This is a genomic window from Kitasatospora sp. NPDC097643 (assembly GCF_040302625.1).
GTDB lineage: Bacteria > Actinomycetota > Actinomycetes > Streptomycetales > Streptomycetaceae > Kitasatospora.
The window spans coordinates 128,798-145,534 of the sequence record NZ_JBEOSA010000010.1; the positions used below are offsets into that span (position 1 = coordinate 128,798).

The window sequence follows — 16,737 nt, forward strand, 5'->3', positions numbered from 1 at the left end:
GTGCGGGCGGGGCGACAGCGTTCCGCCCGGGCGGGGTCCAGCCGGGCGGGGCCAGGTCAGACGGGCCCGGTCAGGCGGGGACCGGTCAGGGGTGGAAGGTCACCTCCGGGTCGGCCGGGGTCGGGCCGTCGAGGACGGGCTGCGCGACGCCCTTCAGGTGCAGGTCGAAGAAGGCCGCGACGTAGGACCGGGTGAGGGCCACCGAGCGCTGCGGGGTGATCGTCGTCCCGGGCGGCTCGGGGAGGCCGGCCGCGGCGGCGAGCACCGGGAGGTCGGTGAAGGTGCCGTGATTGGAACCGGCGACGGTGAGCCAGCGCTTCCAGCCGTCGAGGTGGGCCCAGCTCTCGGTCCAGGTGGGGTCCTCGCCGGGGCCCTCCTGCGCGTGGCTGATGAGCAGGAAGGGCCGCCCGTCGAGGCCCTCGGCCGGGACGGTGTGCTCCATCGTGCCGTCCAGGTTCACCCCGGCCAGGATCCGGTCGTCGGTCTGCATGGCGGGGACGGCCGCCGCGCCGCCGAGCGAGTGCCCGGCCATGCCGATCCGCTCGCCGTCGATCATGCGGGCGTAGCGCCAGGCCGGGTGGGGGTGCGCGGTCAGCTGGTCGATGACGAAGGACACGTCCTTCGCCCGGCTCTCCGACACCTTCGCGGCGTCGCCCGGGTGGAGGTGGCCACAGAGTACGCAGGGCGTGGTGTGCCCGTCCGGGAAGGTGGTCCCGCTGTTCTCGTAGGTGTGGTCGACCGACGCGACGACGTAGCCGCGGCTGGCCAGGTCCTCGGCGAGGCTGGTGAGTTCGGTGCGCGGCATGGTGAAGCCCGGCGACAGCACCACCAGCGGGTACCGCCCGTGCTCGGGGCGGGCCCCGGAGCGCGCCCAGGTGCCGGTACCGGCCAGCGCCTCCGGCGGGATGGTGGTGCCCGGCACCTTGAGCGCCAGCATCCTCCGGGCTTCCTCGGTGGTCATGTACGGCGCCGGGTCGCCCGTTCCGGGCTTGGCCGGGTAGTACATCGACACCATCAGCTGGCGCGGACCGGCCGAGGGGACCCACGGGTCCGGGCGGTCCTGGTCGACCAGGTGCAGGACCTCCCGGCCGACCGCGTACGGCCCGGTGGGGCGGGGGAGTTCGGCGTGGAAGCCCGGTGCGACGGTGCCGGTGGCCGGTGCGGCCGGTGTGGCCGGTGCGCTCAGTGCGGTCGGTGCGGTGGTCGAGGAACCGGGCCCCGGTGCGGCGAGGGCGGGACCGGCGGCGAGGACGGACAGGGGCAGGGCGAGCAGCAGGGCTGCGGCTGCGGCGGTGCGTCGGGTTCGCGTCATGTCGACGACAGTAGTGCGCTGCAAGGGAGTTGACGTCGCCTCAGCGATGTAGGGGCGGTACCCCAGGAGGTGCGGCGAGACCTCCGGGATGCCGCCGTGGTGACCCCTAGGGGTGCGGGCGTCCGGGGCGTCGTACGCGGGCCCGACGGGGCGCCCGACGGGAGTTCCCGGTGCGGGCGCCCGGTCGGGGGGGCTCAGTCCAGCGCCTCCAGGACGGTCGCGTTGGCCAGGCCCCCGGCCTCGCACATCGTCTGCAATGCGTACCGGGCGCCGCGCCGGCGCATCGCGTGCACCAGGGTGGTCATCAGCCGGGTGCCGCTGGCGCCGAGCGGGTGGCCGAGGGCGATCGCGCCGCCGTGGACGTTGAGCTTCGCCGGGTCGGCGCCGGTCTCCTGGAGCCAGGCGAGGACGACGCTGGCGAAGGCCTCGTTCACCTCGAACAGGTCGATGTCCGCGAGCGAGAGCCCGGAGCGCCGGAGCACCTTCTCGGTGGCGGGGAGCACGCCGGTGAGCATCAGCAGCGGGTCCGAGCCGGTGACCGCGAAGGAGTGCAGCCGGGCGAGCGGGCGCAGGCCGAGCCGGGCGGCCGTCTCGCTGCTGGTGATCAGGACGGCGGAGGCGCCGTCGTTGATCGGGCTGCTGTTGCCGGCCGTCACCGACCACGAGATCTGCGGGAAGCGCTCGGCGAAGGCCGGGTCCTCGAAGGACGGCCGCAGACCCGCGAGCACCTCGGGCGTGGTGGCCGGGCGCACCGACTCGTCCGTCGTCACCAGCCCGCCGTCCGGCGTCGGCACGGGGACCAGCTCGGCCCCGAACAGGCCGTCCGCGTGGGCGCGTGCGGCCTTGGCGTGCGAACCGGCGGCGAACTCGTCCATCGCCTCGCGTGTGATCGACCACTTCGCGGCGATCAGCTCGGCGCTGACGCCCTGCGGCACCAGGCCGCCCGGGTAGCGGGCGGCCACCGAGGCGCCGAAGGGATCGGCCCCCGGCGGCACGTTGGACCACATCGGCACCCGGCTCATCGACTCGATCCCGCACGCCACCACCACGTCGTAGGCGCCCGCGATGACGCCCTGCGCGGCGAAGTGGACGGCCTGCTGGGAGGAGCCGCACTGCCGGTCGACGGTGGTGGCCGGGACGGAGTCCGGCAGTCCGGCGGCGAGCCAGGCGTAGCGGGTGGTGTTCATCGCCTGCTCGGCGACCTGGTCGACGCAGCCGCCGATCACGTCGTCGACCAGGGCCGGGTCGATGCCGCTGCGCCCGATCAACGACCGCAGGGTGTGGGCGAGCAGCTCGACGGGGTGGACGCCGGAGAGCGCCCCTCCCGGCTTGCCCTTCCCGACGGGCGTGCGGACGGCTTCGACGATCACGGCGTCGCGCATGGCGGGCCGCCTTTCCTGTGAGGGTGGTTGGAAAAGCAAACTCACTCGGGAGTGGCATCACTCTAGGGCGAGTAGGTTTGGAAGTCCAACCCTCTCTGCGGCCTACTGGTCGCAGCCTCCTCTCAGGCCGTCGTCTCGGGCCTGCGTCTCAGGTCGTCGTCGCGAACTCGTTCTGCAACGTGCGCAGCAGGGCCGTACCGGCCGAATCGGCCGAGCGGCGGGTGTTGACCAGGGCCACCACCCCCACCTGCTTCTCCGGGTCGAAGGCCACGAAGGACCGGAACCCGCCCGTGCCGCCGTTGTGCCAGATCTGGAGGTGGCCGCCCTGCTGGGGGCTCAGGCGGCGGCCGAGCCAGCCCAGGTGCATCCAGGCGAACGGGTTCACCCGGTGCCGGGTCTCCCGGGTGAGCGTGATCGCGGGCGTCAGCGGCGCGCCGGGCTCGCGCTCGGCGGCCAGCTGGGCCCGCAGGAATATCGCCAGGTCGGCGGCGGTCGACCGGAGCCCGCCCATCCCGGAGAGGTCGGCCAACTCCCAGTACGGCACCGGCCGGCCGCCGGGGGTGTGCCCGTGGGCCAGCCGCGCGGACTGTTCCGCGTCCGACCGCACCCCGGTGTCCACCAGCCCCAGCGGCTCGCAGATCTCACGCCCCACCAGCTCCTGGTACCCGGTGCCGGCCCGGTGGGCGAGGGCGAGGCCGAGCAGCCCGGCGCCGAGGTTGGAGTAGCGGAAGCTGCGCCCGGGCACCGCCCGCAGTCGCGTCCGCGCGAGCCCGCCGAGCACGTACTCGGCGGTGCAACGGGCGTACGGATCAGCCCTGTTGGGGCCGAGGAGCGCCGGCACCAGGACGCCCCGGGGCAGCCGGGGAAGCCCCGAGGTGTGGGTGGCGAGGTGCTGGAGGGTGATCGCTCGCCCGCCCCGGGCCGGGACGACGGCGCCACCGGGCCGCGCGTCGGCGAGCACCTCGGCGAGCGGTTCGTCCAGCCGGGTGGAGCCGTCGAGCGTCAGCCGGGCGAGGACGAGCGAGGTGAACACCTTGGTGACGGAGCCGATTTCGAACACCGTGTGCGGCCCGGGCACCCCGCCGCCGGGGCCGGTGCGACCGGTGCCGTGGATCTCCACGGCACCGCCGGCCAGCCCGGCGACCACCACGCCGACGTGCTGGCCCGCGAGCCGTTCGGCGGTCCGTTGAACAAGGCGGGCGAGTTCGTTCATGGCCGTGAGCCTAGGCCGCCCCGACCTGCCAAATCGTCCGCCCGGACGATGATTTCGGCCGCCTCCCGCTGCTTCCCCAGGAGTACGCCCCCACTGCTCTCCGCAAGGTAGGGCCATCCACCGAGCAGCAACGGACCGGCCGCGCCGAAGGCAGGCTCAGCCCGCGAGCGCCGCCCGCAGCCGGGCCGCGACCTCCGCCGCACCCGCCTCGTCCGGGTACTTCCCGCGGGGCCAGAAGAAGCCGCGCAGCCCGTCCTTCGGATTGCGCGGCACCACGTGGACGTGCAGGTGCGGCACCGACTGGCTGATCCGGTTGTTCGCCGCCACGAAGCTGCCCGCCGCGCCGAGCCCGCGCTCCACCGCGGCCGCCACCCGCTGCACGCACAGGAAGAACGGGCCCACCTCGGCCGCCGGCAGGTCCGCCAGCGTCCGGTGGTGGGCGCGTGGCACCACCAGCACGTGGCCGGGGAACAGCGGCCGGCGGTCCAGGAAGGCGACCGCGGCCTCGTCGTCCAGCACCCGGTGCGCGGGCTCCGCACCCGCCACCACCGCACAGAACACGCAGTCCACCCGCCCATTCAAGCCCCCGGCGGCCACCCCGGCACCTCCGCGGGCGCGCGCACCCGGCCCCGCCCGGCCCGGCTCGGCCGACCGCCCCGCGGCTTACTCGTACCGGTAGAGCAGCGCCTCGCGCTCGGTCTGCTCGATCATCTCGATGGTGAGCGTCTCGTCCCGCAGGTGCGACAGGGTGACCGAGGCCGAGCTCGGCTGCTCGTCCTTGCCGAGCCACTTCTCCGGCTTCCAGGCGAAGCCGCGCAGGAGGGCCTTCGGGCAGTGCGCGTAGACCTCCTCGACGGCGACCACGATCGCACTGCGCGGGGGCTTGCCGACGGCGGTCAGCTGCCGGAGCAGTTCGGGGTCGGTGGAGACGCAGGCGCGCCCGTTGACCCGCAGCGTGGTGTCCCGGCCCGGGACCACGAAGATCAGCCCGACCTGGCCGGTCTCCAGGACGTTGTGCAGGGTGTCCAGCCGCTTGTTGCCGGTGGCGTCCGGGATGGCCAGGGTGAACTCGTCGAGCACCGAGACCAGCCCGGCCGGCCCGCCGCGCGGGGAGACGTCGCAGCGCCCGGCGGCGTCGGTGCTGGCCACGAACACCAGGGACGAGCAGGCGATCAGCTGCCGCGCGACGTCGTGGATGCGGTCCACCTGCTTGCGGCGCGCGTGGTCGCCGGGCTGCTCGTAGATCTCGCGCAGCTGGTCCGGGTCGGTGAGGGCACCCGCCCGCAGCGCCTCGAACAGCCCGCGCGGCTCGGGGCCGTCGCCCACCCCTTCAGGGCCAGTGGTTGACGGTATGGCAGCTTCCGGTGTGGTGGTCATGGCGGCAATCTAGCGGAGGGCGCTGCGGACGCCGCCGGGCCCCCGGCCGTGGTTACCCTCCCGTACCCCTCCCCACCAGCGGCTTTCCGCTGATAATGGGGCCATGGGTCGATGGCTCCCGCTGGGAGGTGGTGGTCGTGATCGTCAGGATCTGGGCCGGCCAGGTCATGACCGGGCGGCTGGAGGAGTTCTGCGCGCTGCTGACGACACAGGTGCTTCCCCAGCTCGGGCGGACCGACGGCTGTCTCGGCGGTGAACTGCTGCGCTCGGTGACCGAGGACGGGCACCGCGTGCTCGTGGTGAGCCGCTGGCGCGACGAGGCGGCCCTGCGCGGGTACGCCGGGCCGATGTGGCGGATCCGGCCGGTCTGGTCGGAGGGCGAGCTGCGCTACCTCGCGCACCCGCCCGTGGTCAGCCACTTCATGCCGATCGTCACGCCCGCGACGCTCTGACCCGCAGCCCGCAGTCCGCCGCAGGACAGGTCTCACACCACGAGCGGCACCGGATGGATCTCGTCCGCCGGGTGCCCGGTCCGGGTGTGCACCCGCTGCACGGCCTCCTTGGTCGGCGCCTCCGACAGGCAGTAGACGGTGCCCGACTCGGGGTCGGCCCACGCCTGCTCGAAGTGCACGCCCTCCTGGTCCTCGACCGCCAGGTCGGCCGCGTGCGCCTGCCTGAGCTGCTCGGCGGTGATCCCGGTCATCCCGTGGTGGACGTCCATGAACTTGGCCATCGCCCTCGCCTCCGTACTTTCGCCGGACGTACTTCGTCGGACGTGTTTCGCTCGGTGTACTGCACTGGACGGGCCCTACCACCAGCCTCGCCCGCGCCGCCCGTCGCCGCCACCAGGCGGGCGAACCGGCCCGACCGGCGGCTCCGTTCCGGCCGCCTACCACCGCCCTGCGCACGGCGCGCAACATTCCCCGCGCCCGCGTGAAACAGACCACAGCGAAACGCTCTCCCCGGGCTTGCGCCGATCATGGCAGAATGACGTCAACAGCAGTGACGTTCAGCGCACTCCGGGGTCGGTGAAAATCCGAACCGGCGGTTACAGTCCGCGACCCGTCCGCAGCCAGCGGCCGGTTGACCAGGTGAAATTCCTGGACCGACGGTTAAAGTCCGGATGGGAGGCGTGCGCGGGCGGACGTAGTGCAGTACCCGTGGTCCATTCGAACCGGACCGGACCACGGTCAGGTGGACGGCGGGAGGGCTCCCTCCCGGGCCGGGCGAGCGATCTCCCGGCGGCTTCGGCACCCCCGGCGACGGGTCGTGCCGTCGGCTCGTGCACCGGTGCCCGTCCGTGTCATCTCCCTCTGCCGCCCCGGAGTCCGCGCCCCAAGCGCGAGGAGAACCCGGGTGTTCACCGGCATCATCGAAGAGCTCGGCGAGGTCGTGTCGATCGAGGAGATCGGCGACTCCTCGCGAATCCGCCTGCGCGGCCCGGTGGTCTGTCAGGGCGCGCACCACGGCGACTCCATCGCGGTCAACGGCGTCTGCCTGACCGTCGTCGACACCCCGGACGAACTGGCCGCCGGCACCGGTGAGTTCAGCGCCGACGTGATGGCCGAGACGCTGCACCGCTCCAGCCTCGGCGAGCTGAAGCCGGGTTCCCGGGTCAACCTGGAACGCGCGATGGCGCTCGGCGCCCGGCTGGGCGGCCACCTCGTCCAGGGTCACGTCGACGCGACCGGCACGCTGCTGGGCCGCGAGCCCGGCGAGCGCGACGCGGACGGCAACCTCCGCTGGGAGGTGCTGCGTTTCTCGCTGCCCGGCTCCATCTCCCGCTACCTGGTGGAGAAGGGCTCGATCACGGTCGACGGCGTCAGCCTCACCGTCGTCGATGCCGCCCGCGACAGCTTCTCCGTCAGCCTGATCCCCGCCACCCTCGCGCTGACCACGCTCGGCGCCAAGGCCGCCGGAGAGAGCGTCAACCTGGAGGTCGACGTGCTCGCCAAGTACGTGGAGCGGCTGCTGGAGTCCCGCACCCTGCCCCCGACCATCGCCGGAGACCCGAGCACCGCCGGGGAGTCCAAGTGAGCTGGCTCAGCGGAGAAGCGTTCACCGTCCTCGGTGAGCACGTGAAGTGGGCCGACATGATCGGCAACCTGTTCGGCCTGTCCGCCCTCGCGCTCGGCTGGCGCCGCTCGGTGTGGAGCTGGCCGGTCCAACTCCTCTCCGGCGCCGTGCTGATCACCGCCTACCTCGGGGGCCACGTCCCCGGCCTGATCGGCAAGCAGCTGATCGTCGTCGTCACCGCCGTCTGGGGCTGGACCCAGTGGCAGCGGGGCCGTCGCGACACCGGCACGATCGCCGTCCGGTTCGCCACCTGGCCCGAGCGGGCCGCCCTGGTGGCCGGCACCGCGGCCGGAACCGTCGCGCTGGCCTGGCTGTTCACCTCCTACCCCAGCCTCTCCTGGAGCCCCTGGTCGGACGCCTACATCTTCGTCGGCACGCTGGCCGCGATGGTCGCCCAGGCCCGTGGCTGGCTGGAGTTCTGGTTCGCCTGGATCGCCGTCGACGTGGTCGGCGTCCCGCTGGCCTTCAACAGCGGCTACTCCTTCTCCGGCCTCACCTACTCGATCTACTTCGTGCTGGTGCTGCTCGGCCTGCGCTCCTGGTGGCTGAGCACCCGTGAGTCGCGCACCCCCACCGACAACGTCCCGCAGGGAGCCCTGGCATGACCACCCATCAGAATGACGCCCAGGTCGACGAGTTGGTGCTCGACCCGGTCGAGCGGGCGATCGCCGACATCGCCCTCGGCCGCGCCGTGATCGTGGTCGACGACGAGGACCGCGAGAACGAGGGCGACATCGTCTTCGCCGCCTCCGCCGCCACCCCCGAGCTGATGGCCTTCACCATCCGCTACAGCTCCGGCGTGATCTGCGCCCCGATGACCGGCGAGGAGCTGGACCGCCTCAAGCTCCCGCCGATGACCCAGGTCAACGAGGACCGCAAGGGCACCGCGTACACCGTCTCGGTGGACGCCCGCGAGGGGGTCGACACCGGCATCTCCGCCGCCGACCGCGCCCGCACCGTCCGGCTGCTGTCCTCGGCCGGCACCGAGCCGGGCGACCTGACCCGCCCCGGGCACGTCTTCCCGCTGCGCGCCGTCGACGGCGGCGTGCTGGTCCGCCCCGGTCACACCGAGGCCGCCGTCGACCTGGCCCGGCTCGCCGGTCTGCCGCCGGCCGGCGCGATCGCCGAGGTGGTCAACGACGACGGCACCATGGCCCGGCTGCCCGAACTGGTCGCCTTCGCCCGCGAGCACGGCCTCGCGATCATCTCCATCGAGGACCTGATCGCCTACCGCCGCCGCACCGAACTGCACGTCGACCGGGCCGCGGTCACCGCCCTGCCCACCGTCCACGGCGAGTTCACCGCCGTCGGCTACAAGGGCACCCTCGACGGCGTCGAGCACATCGCCCTGGTGGCGGGCGGTCTCGACGCGGACGGGCGGCTGCCCGAGGGCGAGGACGTCCTCGTGCGGGTCCACTCGGAGTGCCTGACCGGCGACGTGTTCGGCTCGCTGCGCTGCGACTGCGGCCCCCAGCTGGAGGCCTCGCTGCGCCGGGTCGCCGAGTCCGGCCGCGGCGTGGTGCTCTACCTGCGCGGCCACGAGGGCCGGGGGATCGGCCTGGCGCACAAGCTGCGCGCCTACGAGTTGCAGGAGCAGGGGCGCGACACCGTCGACGCCAACCTGGACCTGGGCCTGCCCGCCGACGCCCGCGACTACAGCATCGCGGCGCAGATGCTGGTGGACCTCGGGGTCCGCTCGCTCACCCTGCTCACCAACAACCCCCACAAGCTCACCGCGCTCACCGAGCACGGTCTCAAGGTCAAGGGGCGCGAGCCGGTCGAGGTCACGCCCGGCGAGCACAACCTGCGCTACCTGCGCACCAAGCGCGACCGGATGGGTCACGACCTGCCCGGCCTCGGCTCCTGAACCCGTCACCCTCCACCGCCCACCACCCGTACGACGAACAGGAAGTAAGCACATGAGCGGCCACGGAGCCCCCGAGCTGATCATCGACGGCGCCGCCGACCTCAAGGTCGCCGTCGTCGCCGCCCAGTGGCACGACCAGGTGATGAACGGCCTGCTGGACGGCGCCCACCGCGCCCTCAAGGAGCTGGGCATCACCGAGCCGACGGTGCTGCGGGTCCCCGGCACCTTCGAGCTGCCGGTCGCCGCCAAGCGCCTCGCGGACCGCGGCTTCGACGCCGTGATCGCCCTCGGCGTCGTGATCCGCGGCGGCACCCCGCACTTCGACTACGTCTGCCAGGCGGCCACCGCGGGCCTCACCCAGGTCAGCGTGGACACCGGCGTCCCGGTCGGCTTCGGCGTGCTGACCTGCGACAACGAGGAGCAGGCGCTGGACCGCGCCGGCCTGCCGGGCTCCGCCGAGGACAAGGGCCACGAGGCCGTCACCGCGGCCGTCGCCACCGCGCTGGCGCTGAACCTGCTCTGACGCCACCGGCCCCATATCCCCGCGCCGCGCCGCCGCGCCGCCGCGCACTCCCGGTCCCGGACCGTGGCCGTCCACCGGACTGTCCACGGTCCGGGACCGTTTACCGCCCGTCAGCCCGCACGCCGTATGGTGAGTCCATCATGGCTTCGAAGACATTCGAGGAGCTCTTCGCCGAGCTCCAGCAGAAGGCCGCCACCGGCGACCCCTCGTCCTCCCGTACCGCGCAGCTCGTCCAGCAGGGCGTCCATGCGATCGGCAAGAAGGTCGTCGAGGAGGCCGCCGAGGTCTGGATGGCCGCCGAGTTCCAGTCGGACGAGCAGACGGCGGAGGAGATCTCGCAGCTCCTCTACCACCTTCAGGTGATGATGATCGCCCGCGGGCTGACGCTCGACGACGTCTACAAGTACCTCTGATCACGTACCCCTGATCCCGGTTCGAACCGCACACCCCCCGACAGGTAAGGAACCAACCTCCCATGCTGCGCATCGCCGTCCCCAACAAGGGTTCTCTCTCGGGTCCCGCGGCGGAGATGCTCCATGAGGCCGGGTACCGCCAGCGGAAGGACCCCAAGGAGCTCGTCCTCGTCGACCCGGACAACCAGGTCGAGTTCTTCTTCCTCCGCCCGCGCGACATCGCGGTGTACGTCGGCTCCGGCCGGCTGGACGTCGGCATCACCGGCCGTGACCTGCTGCTGGACTCGCACTCCAACGCGGAGGAGGTGCTCGCCCTCGGCTTCGCCGGGTCGACCTTCCGCTTCGCCCGTCCCGAGGGCGTCGACGTCGAGGACGTCAAGGGCCTGGAGGGTCTGCGGATCGCCACCTCCTACACCGGTCTGGTCGAGCAGCACCTCGCCGACCACGGGGTGAAGGCGACCGTCACCAAGCTGGACGGCGCGGTGGAGACCGCGGTGCAGCTGGGCGTCGCCGACGTGATCGCCGACGTGGTGGAGACCGGCACCAGCCTCCGCAACGCCGGGCTGGAGGTGTTCGGCGAGCCGATCCTGGTCTCCGACTCCGTGGTGATCCGCCCCAAGGGCGCGGGCGAGGACCCGGCGGTGGACCAGTTCCTGCGTCGCCTCCAGGGCGTGCTGGTGGCCCGCCGCTACGTGCTGATGGACTACGACATCCGCGCCGAGAAGGTCGGCGAGGCCGTCGGGCTCACCCCCGGCCTGGAGTCGCCGACCGTCTCCCCGCTGCACACCGAGGGCTGGGTGGCGGTGCGGGCGATGGTGCTCCGCAAGGAGGCCCAGCGGATCATGGACGACCTGTGGAGCATCGGCGCCCGGGCCATCCTGGTCACCAACATCCACGCCTGCCGCCTCTGACCCCAGGTCGGCCGACCTCGCCGTCGGCCGCGCGGATAAGCAACGGTTGAATGGGGCGGGGACGCCGAGCGGCGTCCCCGCCCTTTCGCCTGCACGACCCTTCGTCCGTCTACCCCTGAACCACCCCCACCGGAGCCCCCCGTGTCCACGCCCGTCGAGTTCCCCGTCACCTGGGCGCCGCGCCGCACCCGCGCCGTGCTGCTGCCGGTCTGCGTGCTGTTGGTGGTGCTGTTCGCCGCGATGGCCCTCGCGCTCCCGGCGAACTGGCAGCTGAACGACCGGATCATGATGCTGCTCAGCGGGGTGCTGTTCGCGGGCGTCGGTCTGATGCTGGCCCGCCCCCGGGTGAGCGCCGACGCCGAGGGCGTGACGGTGGTCAACTTCGTCCGCAGCCGCCGGCTCGCCTGGGCCGAGATCGTCCGGGTCAACTTCCGTCAGGGCGACCCGTGGGCCACCCTCGACCTCGCCGACGGCACCTCGCTCGCCGCGGTCGGCATCCAGTCCGGCGTCGGCAAGGACCAGGCGATCGCGGACGCCCGTGCGCTGCGCGACCTGGTCGAGCAGCACTCCCGGGTCTGAGACCGGGCGGGCCCGAACACTCCTGCTGCCGTCGCACGGGTATGGTCTACGCTGGTAAAAGCAGGGCAAAGTCTCCGTCCTGCCCGAAAACGATCTGATCGACGAGATCTGATCCGCGCGATCCGATCCACGCGATCATCCGCAACGACCGTCTGTTACGACCAGAGGAGTGACACACCCCCTCGATGGACGATCCGTCCGGTAGTACCTGCGCCGCCCACCTTCCTGCCCACGGAAGGCAGGCGGCACTGTGATCACCGCCTGGCTGCTGTTGCTCGCGGCCCTCCTGCTCATCCTCGCCAACGGCCTGTTCGTGGCCGCCGAGTTCGCCTTCGTGACCGTCGAGCGCGGGGCGGTGGAACGTTCCGCCGAGGCCGGCGACGTCAAGTCCGGCCGGGTCGCCCGGGCCGTGCGACACCTCTCCTTCGAGCTCTCCGGCGCCCAGCTCGGCATCACCGTCACCTCGCTGGTGGTCGGCATGCTCGCCGAGCCGGCGCTGTCCACCCTGCTCAAGCCGGTGTTCACCGGCCTCGGCCTGTCCGACGATGCCGCCCGCGGCGCCGCTGTGATCATCGGCATGGGCGCGGCCACCGTGGTGCAGATGGTGATCGGCGAGCTGGTCCCGAAGAACTGGGCGATCTCCCGCCCGCTCCAGACGGCCCGCGCCGTCGCCGCCCCGCACATGGCGTTCTCGATCGCCTGCCGGCCGCTGATCCGCTTTCTCAACGGCGCGGCCGACCGGACGGTCCGTGCCCTCGGCGTCGAGCCGCAGGAGGAGCTGGGCCACGCCCGCACCCCGGCCGAACTGGTCTCGCTGGCCCGCCACTCGGCGAAGGCCGGCGCGATAGACGAGGAGTCGGCCCGGCTGTTCGTACGCACGCTGGGCCTGGGCGAGCTGACCGCCGAGTCCGTGATGACCCCGCGCGTCGACGTCGCCGCGCTCCAGCGCGACGCCACCGCCTCCGACGTGGTCAACCTGACCCGCGCCACCGGCCTGTCCCGCTTCCCGGTCTACACCGACAGCCTGGACGAGGTCACCGGCATCGTCACGCTCAAGGACGCCCTCGCCGTCCCGGCCGCCCAGCGTGGCCGGACCCGGGTGGCCGAACTCGCCTCGCCCCCGCTGCTGGTGCCCGAGACGCTGCCCGCCGAGCGGCTGCTCGACCAGCTGCGCCGCCTCCAGCCGATGGCCATCGTGGTCGACGAGTACGGCGGCACCGCCGGCGTCGTCACCGTCGAGGACATCGTCGAGGAGATCGTCGGCGAGGTGCAGGACGAGCACGACCCGGCCGACCGCCCCGAGCTGCTGCCGCTGCCCCCGGTGGACGGCCTGCCCGCCTGGGAGGCCGACGGCCGGGCCCGGATCGACCAGCTGGAGGCCATCGGCCTGCACGCCCCGGACGGCCCGTACGAGACGCTGGCCGGCCTGGTCGCCGACCTGCTCGGCAAGCTCCCCGAGGTGGGCGAGTGGGCCGAACTGCCGGGCTGGCGCCTCACCGTGACCGGCGTCGACCGGCGCCGCACCAGCCAGGTCCGGGTGGAACGCACCAGCGCGCCCGCGCGCTTCGGTGAGGACGGGGAGGACACCCGATGACCGTGCTCCAACTGGCCGTCGCCCTCCTGCTCCTGCTGGGCAACGCCTTCTTCGTCGGCGCCGAGTTCGCCGTCGTCTCGGTGCGCCGCAGCCAGATCGAGCCGCTCGCCGAGGCCGGGCACAAGCGCGCCAGGGTCGTGCTGCACGCGCTGACCAACGTCTCCGCGATGCTGGCCGCCGCCCAGCTCGGCATCACCGTCTGCTCGCTGGGCCTGGGTGCCCTCGCCGAGCCGACCATCGCCGGCCTCCTGGAGCCGCTGTTCCACGCGATCGGCGTCCCGCCCGGCCTGATGCACCTGCTCTCGTACGGGATCTCGCTCGCCCTCGTGGTCTTCCTGCACATGGTGATGGGCGAGATGGTGCCGAAGAACCTGGCCATGGCCGGCCCGGAGCGGGCCGCGCTCTGGCTCGGCCCGCCGCTGGACCGGCTGGCCCGCTGGCTCGCCCCGGTGATCCGGGTGCTCAACGCCTTCGCCAACGGCGTGCTGCGGCTGTTCCGGGTCGAGCCCAAGGACGAGGTCGAGTCGGTCTTCACCACCGAGCAGCTGATGTACCTGCTGCTCGACTCCCGGGACGCCGGCCTGCTCGACGAGGACCGCCAGGAGCGCCTGGAGGACGCCCTCGAACTGGGCCGCCGCCCGGTCACCGAGGTGCTGCTCGAGCCCGAACAGCTGGTCACCGTGGACACCAAGGTGACCGCCGCCGAGGTCGAGGAGCTCGCCCTGCGCACCGGCTTCTCGCGCTTCCCGGTCACCGACGGCGACCCGGCCGGCCACGGCTACCTGGGCTACCTGCACCTCAAGGACGTCCTGGACGTGGACGACCCCGCGGCGCCCGTCCCGGCCCGGCTGTGGCGGCCCATCACGGTGCTGCGCGGCAGCCTCCCGCTGGACGACGCCCTCGGCGCGATGCGCCGGGCCACCTGCCACCTGGCCGCCGTCCTGGACCAGGACGGGCGCACGCTCGGCGTGGTCATGCTGGAGGACGTGCTGGAGGAGCTGGTCGGCGAGATGCACGACCCGGACCACCGCTCGGCGGCCTGACCACGGTTTCCCGGTTCCGCCGGCGGCCCGTCCGGCCGCCGGCGGTTCCGCTCCGCGGACGAACCGCCGGGGAGCCGGTCGTCAGCCGCGGCCGTCGATCAGCTCCCCGTACGCCTGGACGAGGTCGGGCAGCCGCAGGGTCGCCAGGTCCTCGCGGCCCGGCGGCTCGCGCAGCAGCGAGAGCCGCAGGTCCCGGTAGGCGCAGGACTTCTCGTACAGGGTGCGGATGAACCGGCCGTTGCCCAGCTCGTCGATCCAGCCCTCGCGGACCACGTGGGTGCAGATGCTGGCGAGCTCCTCGGCCGCGTCCTCGTCCCAGCCGTCGCCGTCCCGCCCGGCCAGCGCCGCGCCGATCGCGGTGAGCTCGTTCGGGCGGTAGCTGGGGAAGTCCACTCGGGTGGTGAAGCGGGAGTTGAGTCCGGGGTTGGTGGCGAGCAGCCGGTTCATGCCCTCGGGGTAGCCGGCCAGGATCACCACCAGCCGGTCGCGGTTGTCCTCGGCGCGCTTGAGCAGCACCTGGAGCGCCTCGTCGCCGTAGGCGTCGCCCTTGGTGTAGCCGGAGTTGGAGAGGCTGTAGGCCTCGTCGATGAAGAGCACGCCGTCCAGCGCGGAGTCGATCAGCTCGTTCGCCTTGACCGCGGTCTGGCCGAGGAACTCGCCGACCAGGTCCGCCCGTTGGGCTTCGACCAGGTGGTCGCCGGAGAGCAGGCCGAGGGCGTGGAAGACCCGCCCGAGGATCCGGGCGACGGTGGTCTTGCCGGTGCCGGAGGGGCCGGAGAAGACGAAGTGGCGCTTGGGCGGCTGGACCGGCAGGCCCTGCTCGGCGCGGAGTCTGGACATCCGCAGCTGGGCGGAGAGCGCCCGCACCTGGCGTTTGACCGGTTCCAGGCCCACCATCAGTGAGAGTTCGGCCAGGGCGGCGTCCAACTCGCGCTCGTCCCCGCCCGGTTGGGCGGAGGGCGCGGGTGGGGTACGGGTCTGCGCCTCGCCCCGGACGGGCTGCGGCGCCGGGCCGGCCGGTCCGGCGGGGGCGGCCGATCCGGAGCGCTCACCGGCGGCCTGCGACGGGGACCCGACCGGGGCGCCGTCGCCCGGCCCGGGGCCCGCGGCGAAGCCGGCCGGCGTGCCGGAACCGGGCCCCTCGGTGAAGCCCGGTTCCCCGGCGAGCCCGGCGCCGTCGCTCTCCACGTCGACATCGATGTCGCCCTCGGCCGGGCCCGGCCCACCGGCGAACCCGGTGCCGTCACCGAAGCCGAGCCCCTCCGCGTACCCGGTCTCGTCCTGGTACACCGCCTCCGCTCCGGCGTCCTCCGGCCCGGCCGAGCGCTCGCCCGCCAGCAGCCCGTCCGCCAGGGCGTCCTCGGCCGAGATGGCGGCGAGCCGGGCCGCGGTGTCCATGAAGGCCGGGTCGGCCCGGTGCACCGCCCGGTAGAGCGGCAGCGCCGCCGCGCTGCGCCCGGCCCCCTCGTACGCCCGGCCCAGCCAGTACCGCAGCTCCTTGCGCTGGGGCTGTTCGGAGCGGCAGCGGGCCAGCGAGGTGGCCAGCGGGGTCTGGGCCTGGGCGCACATGTCCAGGCGGACCCGCGCCATGCCCGCGAACAGCCCGGCCTCGATGCCGAGCAGCGGGTCGTCCAGCAGCCGGTCGGTGTCCCGGATCAGCTGCTCCCAGTCCTTGAGCAGATAGGACCGGCAGGCGTACAGGAACTGGGCGGACGGGTCCTCGCTGGGCGCCGGGCACTGCTCCAGCGCCCGGTCCAGCTCGGCCAGGTGACGGCCGTCCAGCCAGTGCGAGGCGTGCGCCAGCGCGAGGTCGCGGGCGTCCTCCAGGACGGGTTGCACCCACCAGCCGAGCCAGTACCAGGAGCCGAGCGGCCGACGGTGGCGGCGCCGCTGCTCGCCGAACCGTTTCTGGTTGCGGTACATGGCCAGCAGGGCCGCCGAGGTGTCGCTGCGCAGGGCGTGCAGGCCGAGCCAGGCGTCGGCCATGCCCGGGTCCAGCCGGACGGCCGAGCGGAACTCCTCCTCGGCGCGGGCGTAGGCGCCCGCCGTGTACGCGTCCATGGCACGCAGCCACGCGCGGTCGGCGAGCCGGTCCGGGCCGCCCCCATTGCTGTCGGAACTGTCCACCGTCGTCACTCACGCCCCCCGCGGTGTGGCCCGGGGCCCGGCCGGCGGGTCGCCTGCACGCAGCCGGGCCGGTGGTCGATGGCCCCCGGAGCGCATATGCGCCTGCTGGAAATCGTACCGGCGCGACGCTGATCCGGAAGGGTGCCGCACAGAGTCAAATACGATCGTGTGCGCGGCTGTTGAGCGGCCGCGGGGCGCTTCGCGGGCGGCCGTCGAGGGGCCGCCGGTGCGCTGCCGGGCCGCTGCGCGCGGCCGCCAGGGGCGGGCGGAGACGGTGCCCCCGGCTCACGGGGGAACAAGCCGGGGGCACCGGGTCAAAG

General features: G+C 73.2%; 17 protein-coding genes and 1 riboswitch. Of the genes, 10 read left to right on the forward strand and 7 right to left on the reverse strand.

Translation table 11 applies throughout. The annotated features are described in order from the left end of the window. Nucleotides 1–85 precede the first annotated feature (85 nt). The 5 genes from ABTY15_RS09905 to ABTY15_RS09925 all read right to left on the reverse strand — a co-directional run bounded on the left by ABTY15_RS09905 (nt 86) and on the right by ABTY15_RS09925 (nt 5,284). Nucleotides 86–1,312, reverse strand: a complete 1,227-nt coding sequence (locus ABTY15_RS09905; protein ID WP_350579041.1) for an alpha/beta hydrolase family protein — start codon at nt 1,310–1,312, stop codon at nt 86–88. A 194-nt stretch (nt 1,313–1,506) separates the two neighbouring features. After that, nucleotides 1,507–2,694, reverse strand: coding sequence for a thiolase family protein (locus ABTY15_RS09910; RefSeq protein WP_350579044.1), 1,188 nt, complete (start codon nt 2,692–2,694; stop codon nt 1,507–1,509). A 148-nt stretch (nt 2,695–2,842) separates the two neighbouring features. Further along, nucleotides 2,843–3,907 (reverse strand): serine hydrolase domain-containing protein, encoded by a 1,065-nt coding sequence (locus ABTY15_RS09915; protein WP_350579046.1) that lies wholly within the window; start codon nt 3,905–3,907, stop codon nt 2,843–2,845. Between the two features lie 156 nt (nt 3,908–4,063). Further along, the gene (locus ABTY15_RS09920) at nt 4,064–4,477 is read right to left on the reverse strand and encodes an HIT family protein (protein ID WP_350579049.1); all 414 of its coding nucleotides are present in this window, start codon (nt 4,475–4,477) and stop codon (nt 4,064–4,066) included. A 93-nt stretch (nt 4,478–4,570) separates the two neighbouring features. Then, nucleotides 4,571–5,284 (reverse strand): MSMEG_1061 family FMN-dependent PPOX-type flavoprotein, encoded by a 714-nt coding sequence (locus ABTY15_RS09925; RefSeq protein WP_350579052.1) that lies wholly within the window; start codon nt 5,282–5,284, stop codon nt 4,571–4,573. A gap of 137 nt (nt 5,285–5,421) precedes the next feature. Here ABTY15_RS09925 and ABTY15_RS09930 point away from each other — a divergent pair, with 137 nt between their 5' ends. Then, the gene (locus ABTY15_RS09930) at nt 5,422–5,736 is read left to right on the forward strand and encodes an antibiotic biosynthesis monooxygenase family protein (protein WP_350579054.1); all 315 of its coding nucleotides are present in this window, start codon (nt 5,422–5,424) and stop codon (nt 5,734–5,736) included. A gap of 32 nt (nt 5,737–5,768) precedes the next feature. Here the strand turns inward: ABTY15_RS09930 and ABTY15_RS09935 are convergent, their stop codons facing one another. Then, nucleotides 5,769–6,017: an SCO4226 family nickel-binding protein gene (locus ABTY15_RS09935; RefSeq protein WP_350579057.1), complete on the reverse strand. Its 249-nt coding sequence runs from the start codon at nt 6,015–6,017 to the stop codon at nt 5,769–5,771. A 278-nt stretch (nt 6,018–6,295) separates the two neighbouring features. After that, nucleotides 6,296–6,423, forward strand: a riboswitch (FMN riboswitch). Between the two features lie 217 nt (nt 6,424–6,640). Between ABTY15_RS09935 and ABTY15_RS09940 the strand changes: the two genes are divergently transcribed. From ABTY15_RS09940 to ABTY15_RS09980, 9 genes are all read left to right on the forward strand, one after another. Next, nucleotides 6,641–7,321: a riboflavin synthase gene (locus ABTY15_RS09940; RefSeq protein ID WP_350579060.1), complete on the forward strand. Its 681-nt coding sequence runs from the start codon at nt 6,641–6,643 to the stop codon at nt 7,319–7,321. 56 nt (nt 7,322–7,377) lie between these two features. Next, the gene (locus ABTY15_RS09945; RefSeq protein ID WP_350579138.1) at nt 7,378–7,965 is read left to right on the forward strand and encodes a nicotinamide mononucleotide transporter family protein; all 588 of its coding nucleotides are present in this window, start codon (nt 7,378–7,380) and stop codon (nt 7,963–7,965) included. Continuing rightward, nucleotides 7,962–9,227 carry a bifunctional 3,4-dihydroxy-2-butanone-4-phosphate synthase/GTP cyclohydrolase II gene (locus ABTY15_RS09950; protein WP_350579063.1) on the forward strand — a complete coding sequence of 422 codons (1,266 nt, stop codon included), beginning with the start codon at nt 7,962–7,964 and terminating at the stop codon, nt 9,225–9,227. Before ABTY15_RS09945 ends, ABTY15_RS09950 begins: the two co-directional genes overlap by 4 nt. A gap of 52 nt (nt 9,228–9,279) precedes the next feature. Next, nucleotides 9,280–9,750, forward strand: coding sequence for a 6,7-dimethyl-8-ribityllumazine synthase (ribH, locus tag ABTY15_RS09955; protein WP_350579066.1), 471 nt, complete (start codon nt 9,280–9,282; stop codon nt 9,748–9,750). A gap of 140 nt (nt 9,751–9,890) precedes the next feature. Then, complete coding sequence (locus tag ABTY15_RS09960) at nt 9,891–10,163, forward strand: phosphoribosyl-ATP diphosphatase (RefSeq protein ID WP_097238956.1); 273 nt, start codon at nt 9,891–9,893, stop codon at nt 10,161–10,163. Nucleotides 10,164–10,225: 62 nt separating this feature from the next. After that, nucleotides 10,226–11,074, forward strand: coding sequence for an ATP phosphoribosyltransferase (gene hisG, locus ABTY15_RS09965; RefSeq protein ID WP_350579069.1), 849 nt, complete (start codon nt 10,226–10,228; stop codon nt 11,072–11,074). Between the two features lie 141 nt (nt 11,075–11,215). Next, entirely contained in the window at nt 11,216–11,653 is a 438-nt protein-coding gene (locus ABTY15_RS09970) for a PH domain-containing protein (RefSeq protein WP_350579077.1), read from the forward strand. A gap of 250 nt (nt 11,654–11,903) precedes the next feature. Continuing rightward, entirely contained in the window at nt 11,904–13,247 is a 1,344-nt protein-coding gene (locus tag ABTY15_RS09975) for a hemolysin family protein (RefSeq protein WP_350579079.1), read from the forward strand. Beyond that, nucleotides 13,244–14,290 carry a hemolysin family protein gene (locus ABTY15_RS09980; RefSeq protein WP_350579082.1) on the forward strand — a complete coding sequence of 349 codons (1,047 nt, stop codon included), beginning with the start codon at nt 13,244–13,246 and terminating at the stop codon, nt 14,288–14,290. The genes ABTY15_RS09975 and ABTY15_RS09980 overlap by 4 nt, the downstream gene beginning before the upstream one ends. An 81-nt stretch (nt 14,291–14,371) precedes the next feature. Here ABTY15_RS09980 and ABTY15_RS09985 read toward each other — a convergent pair whose 3' ends face one another. Next, nucleotides 14,372–16,351, reverse strand: coding sequence for an AAA family ATPase (locus tag ABTY15_RS09985; RefSeq protein WP_350579141.1), 1,980 nt, complete (start codon nt 16,349–16,351; stop codon nt 14,372–14,374). Between the last annotated feature and the right edge of the window lie 386 nt (nt 16,352–16,737).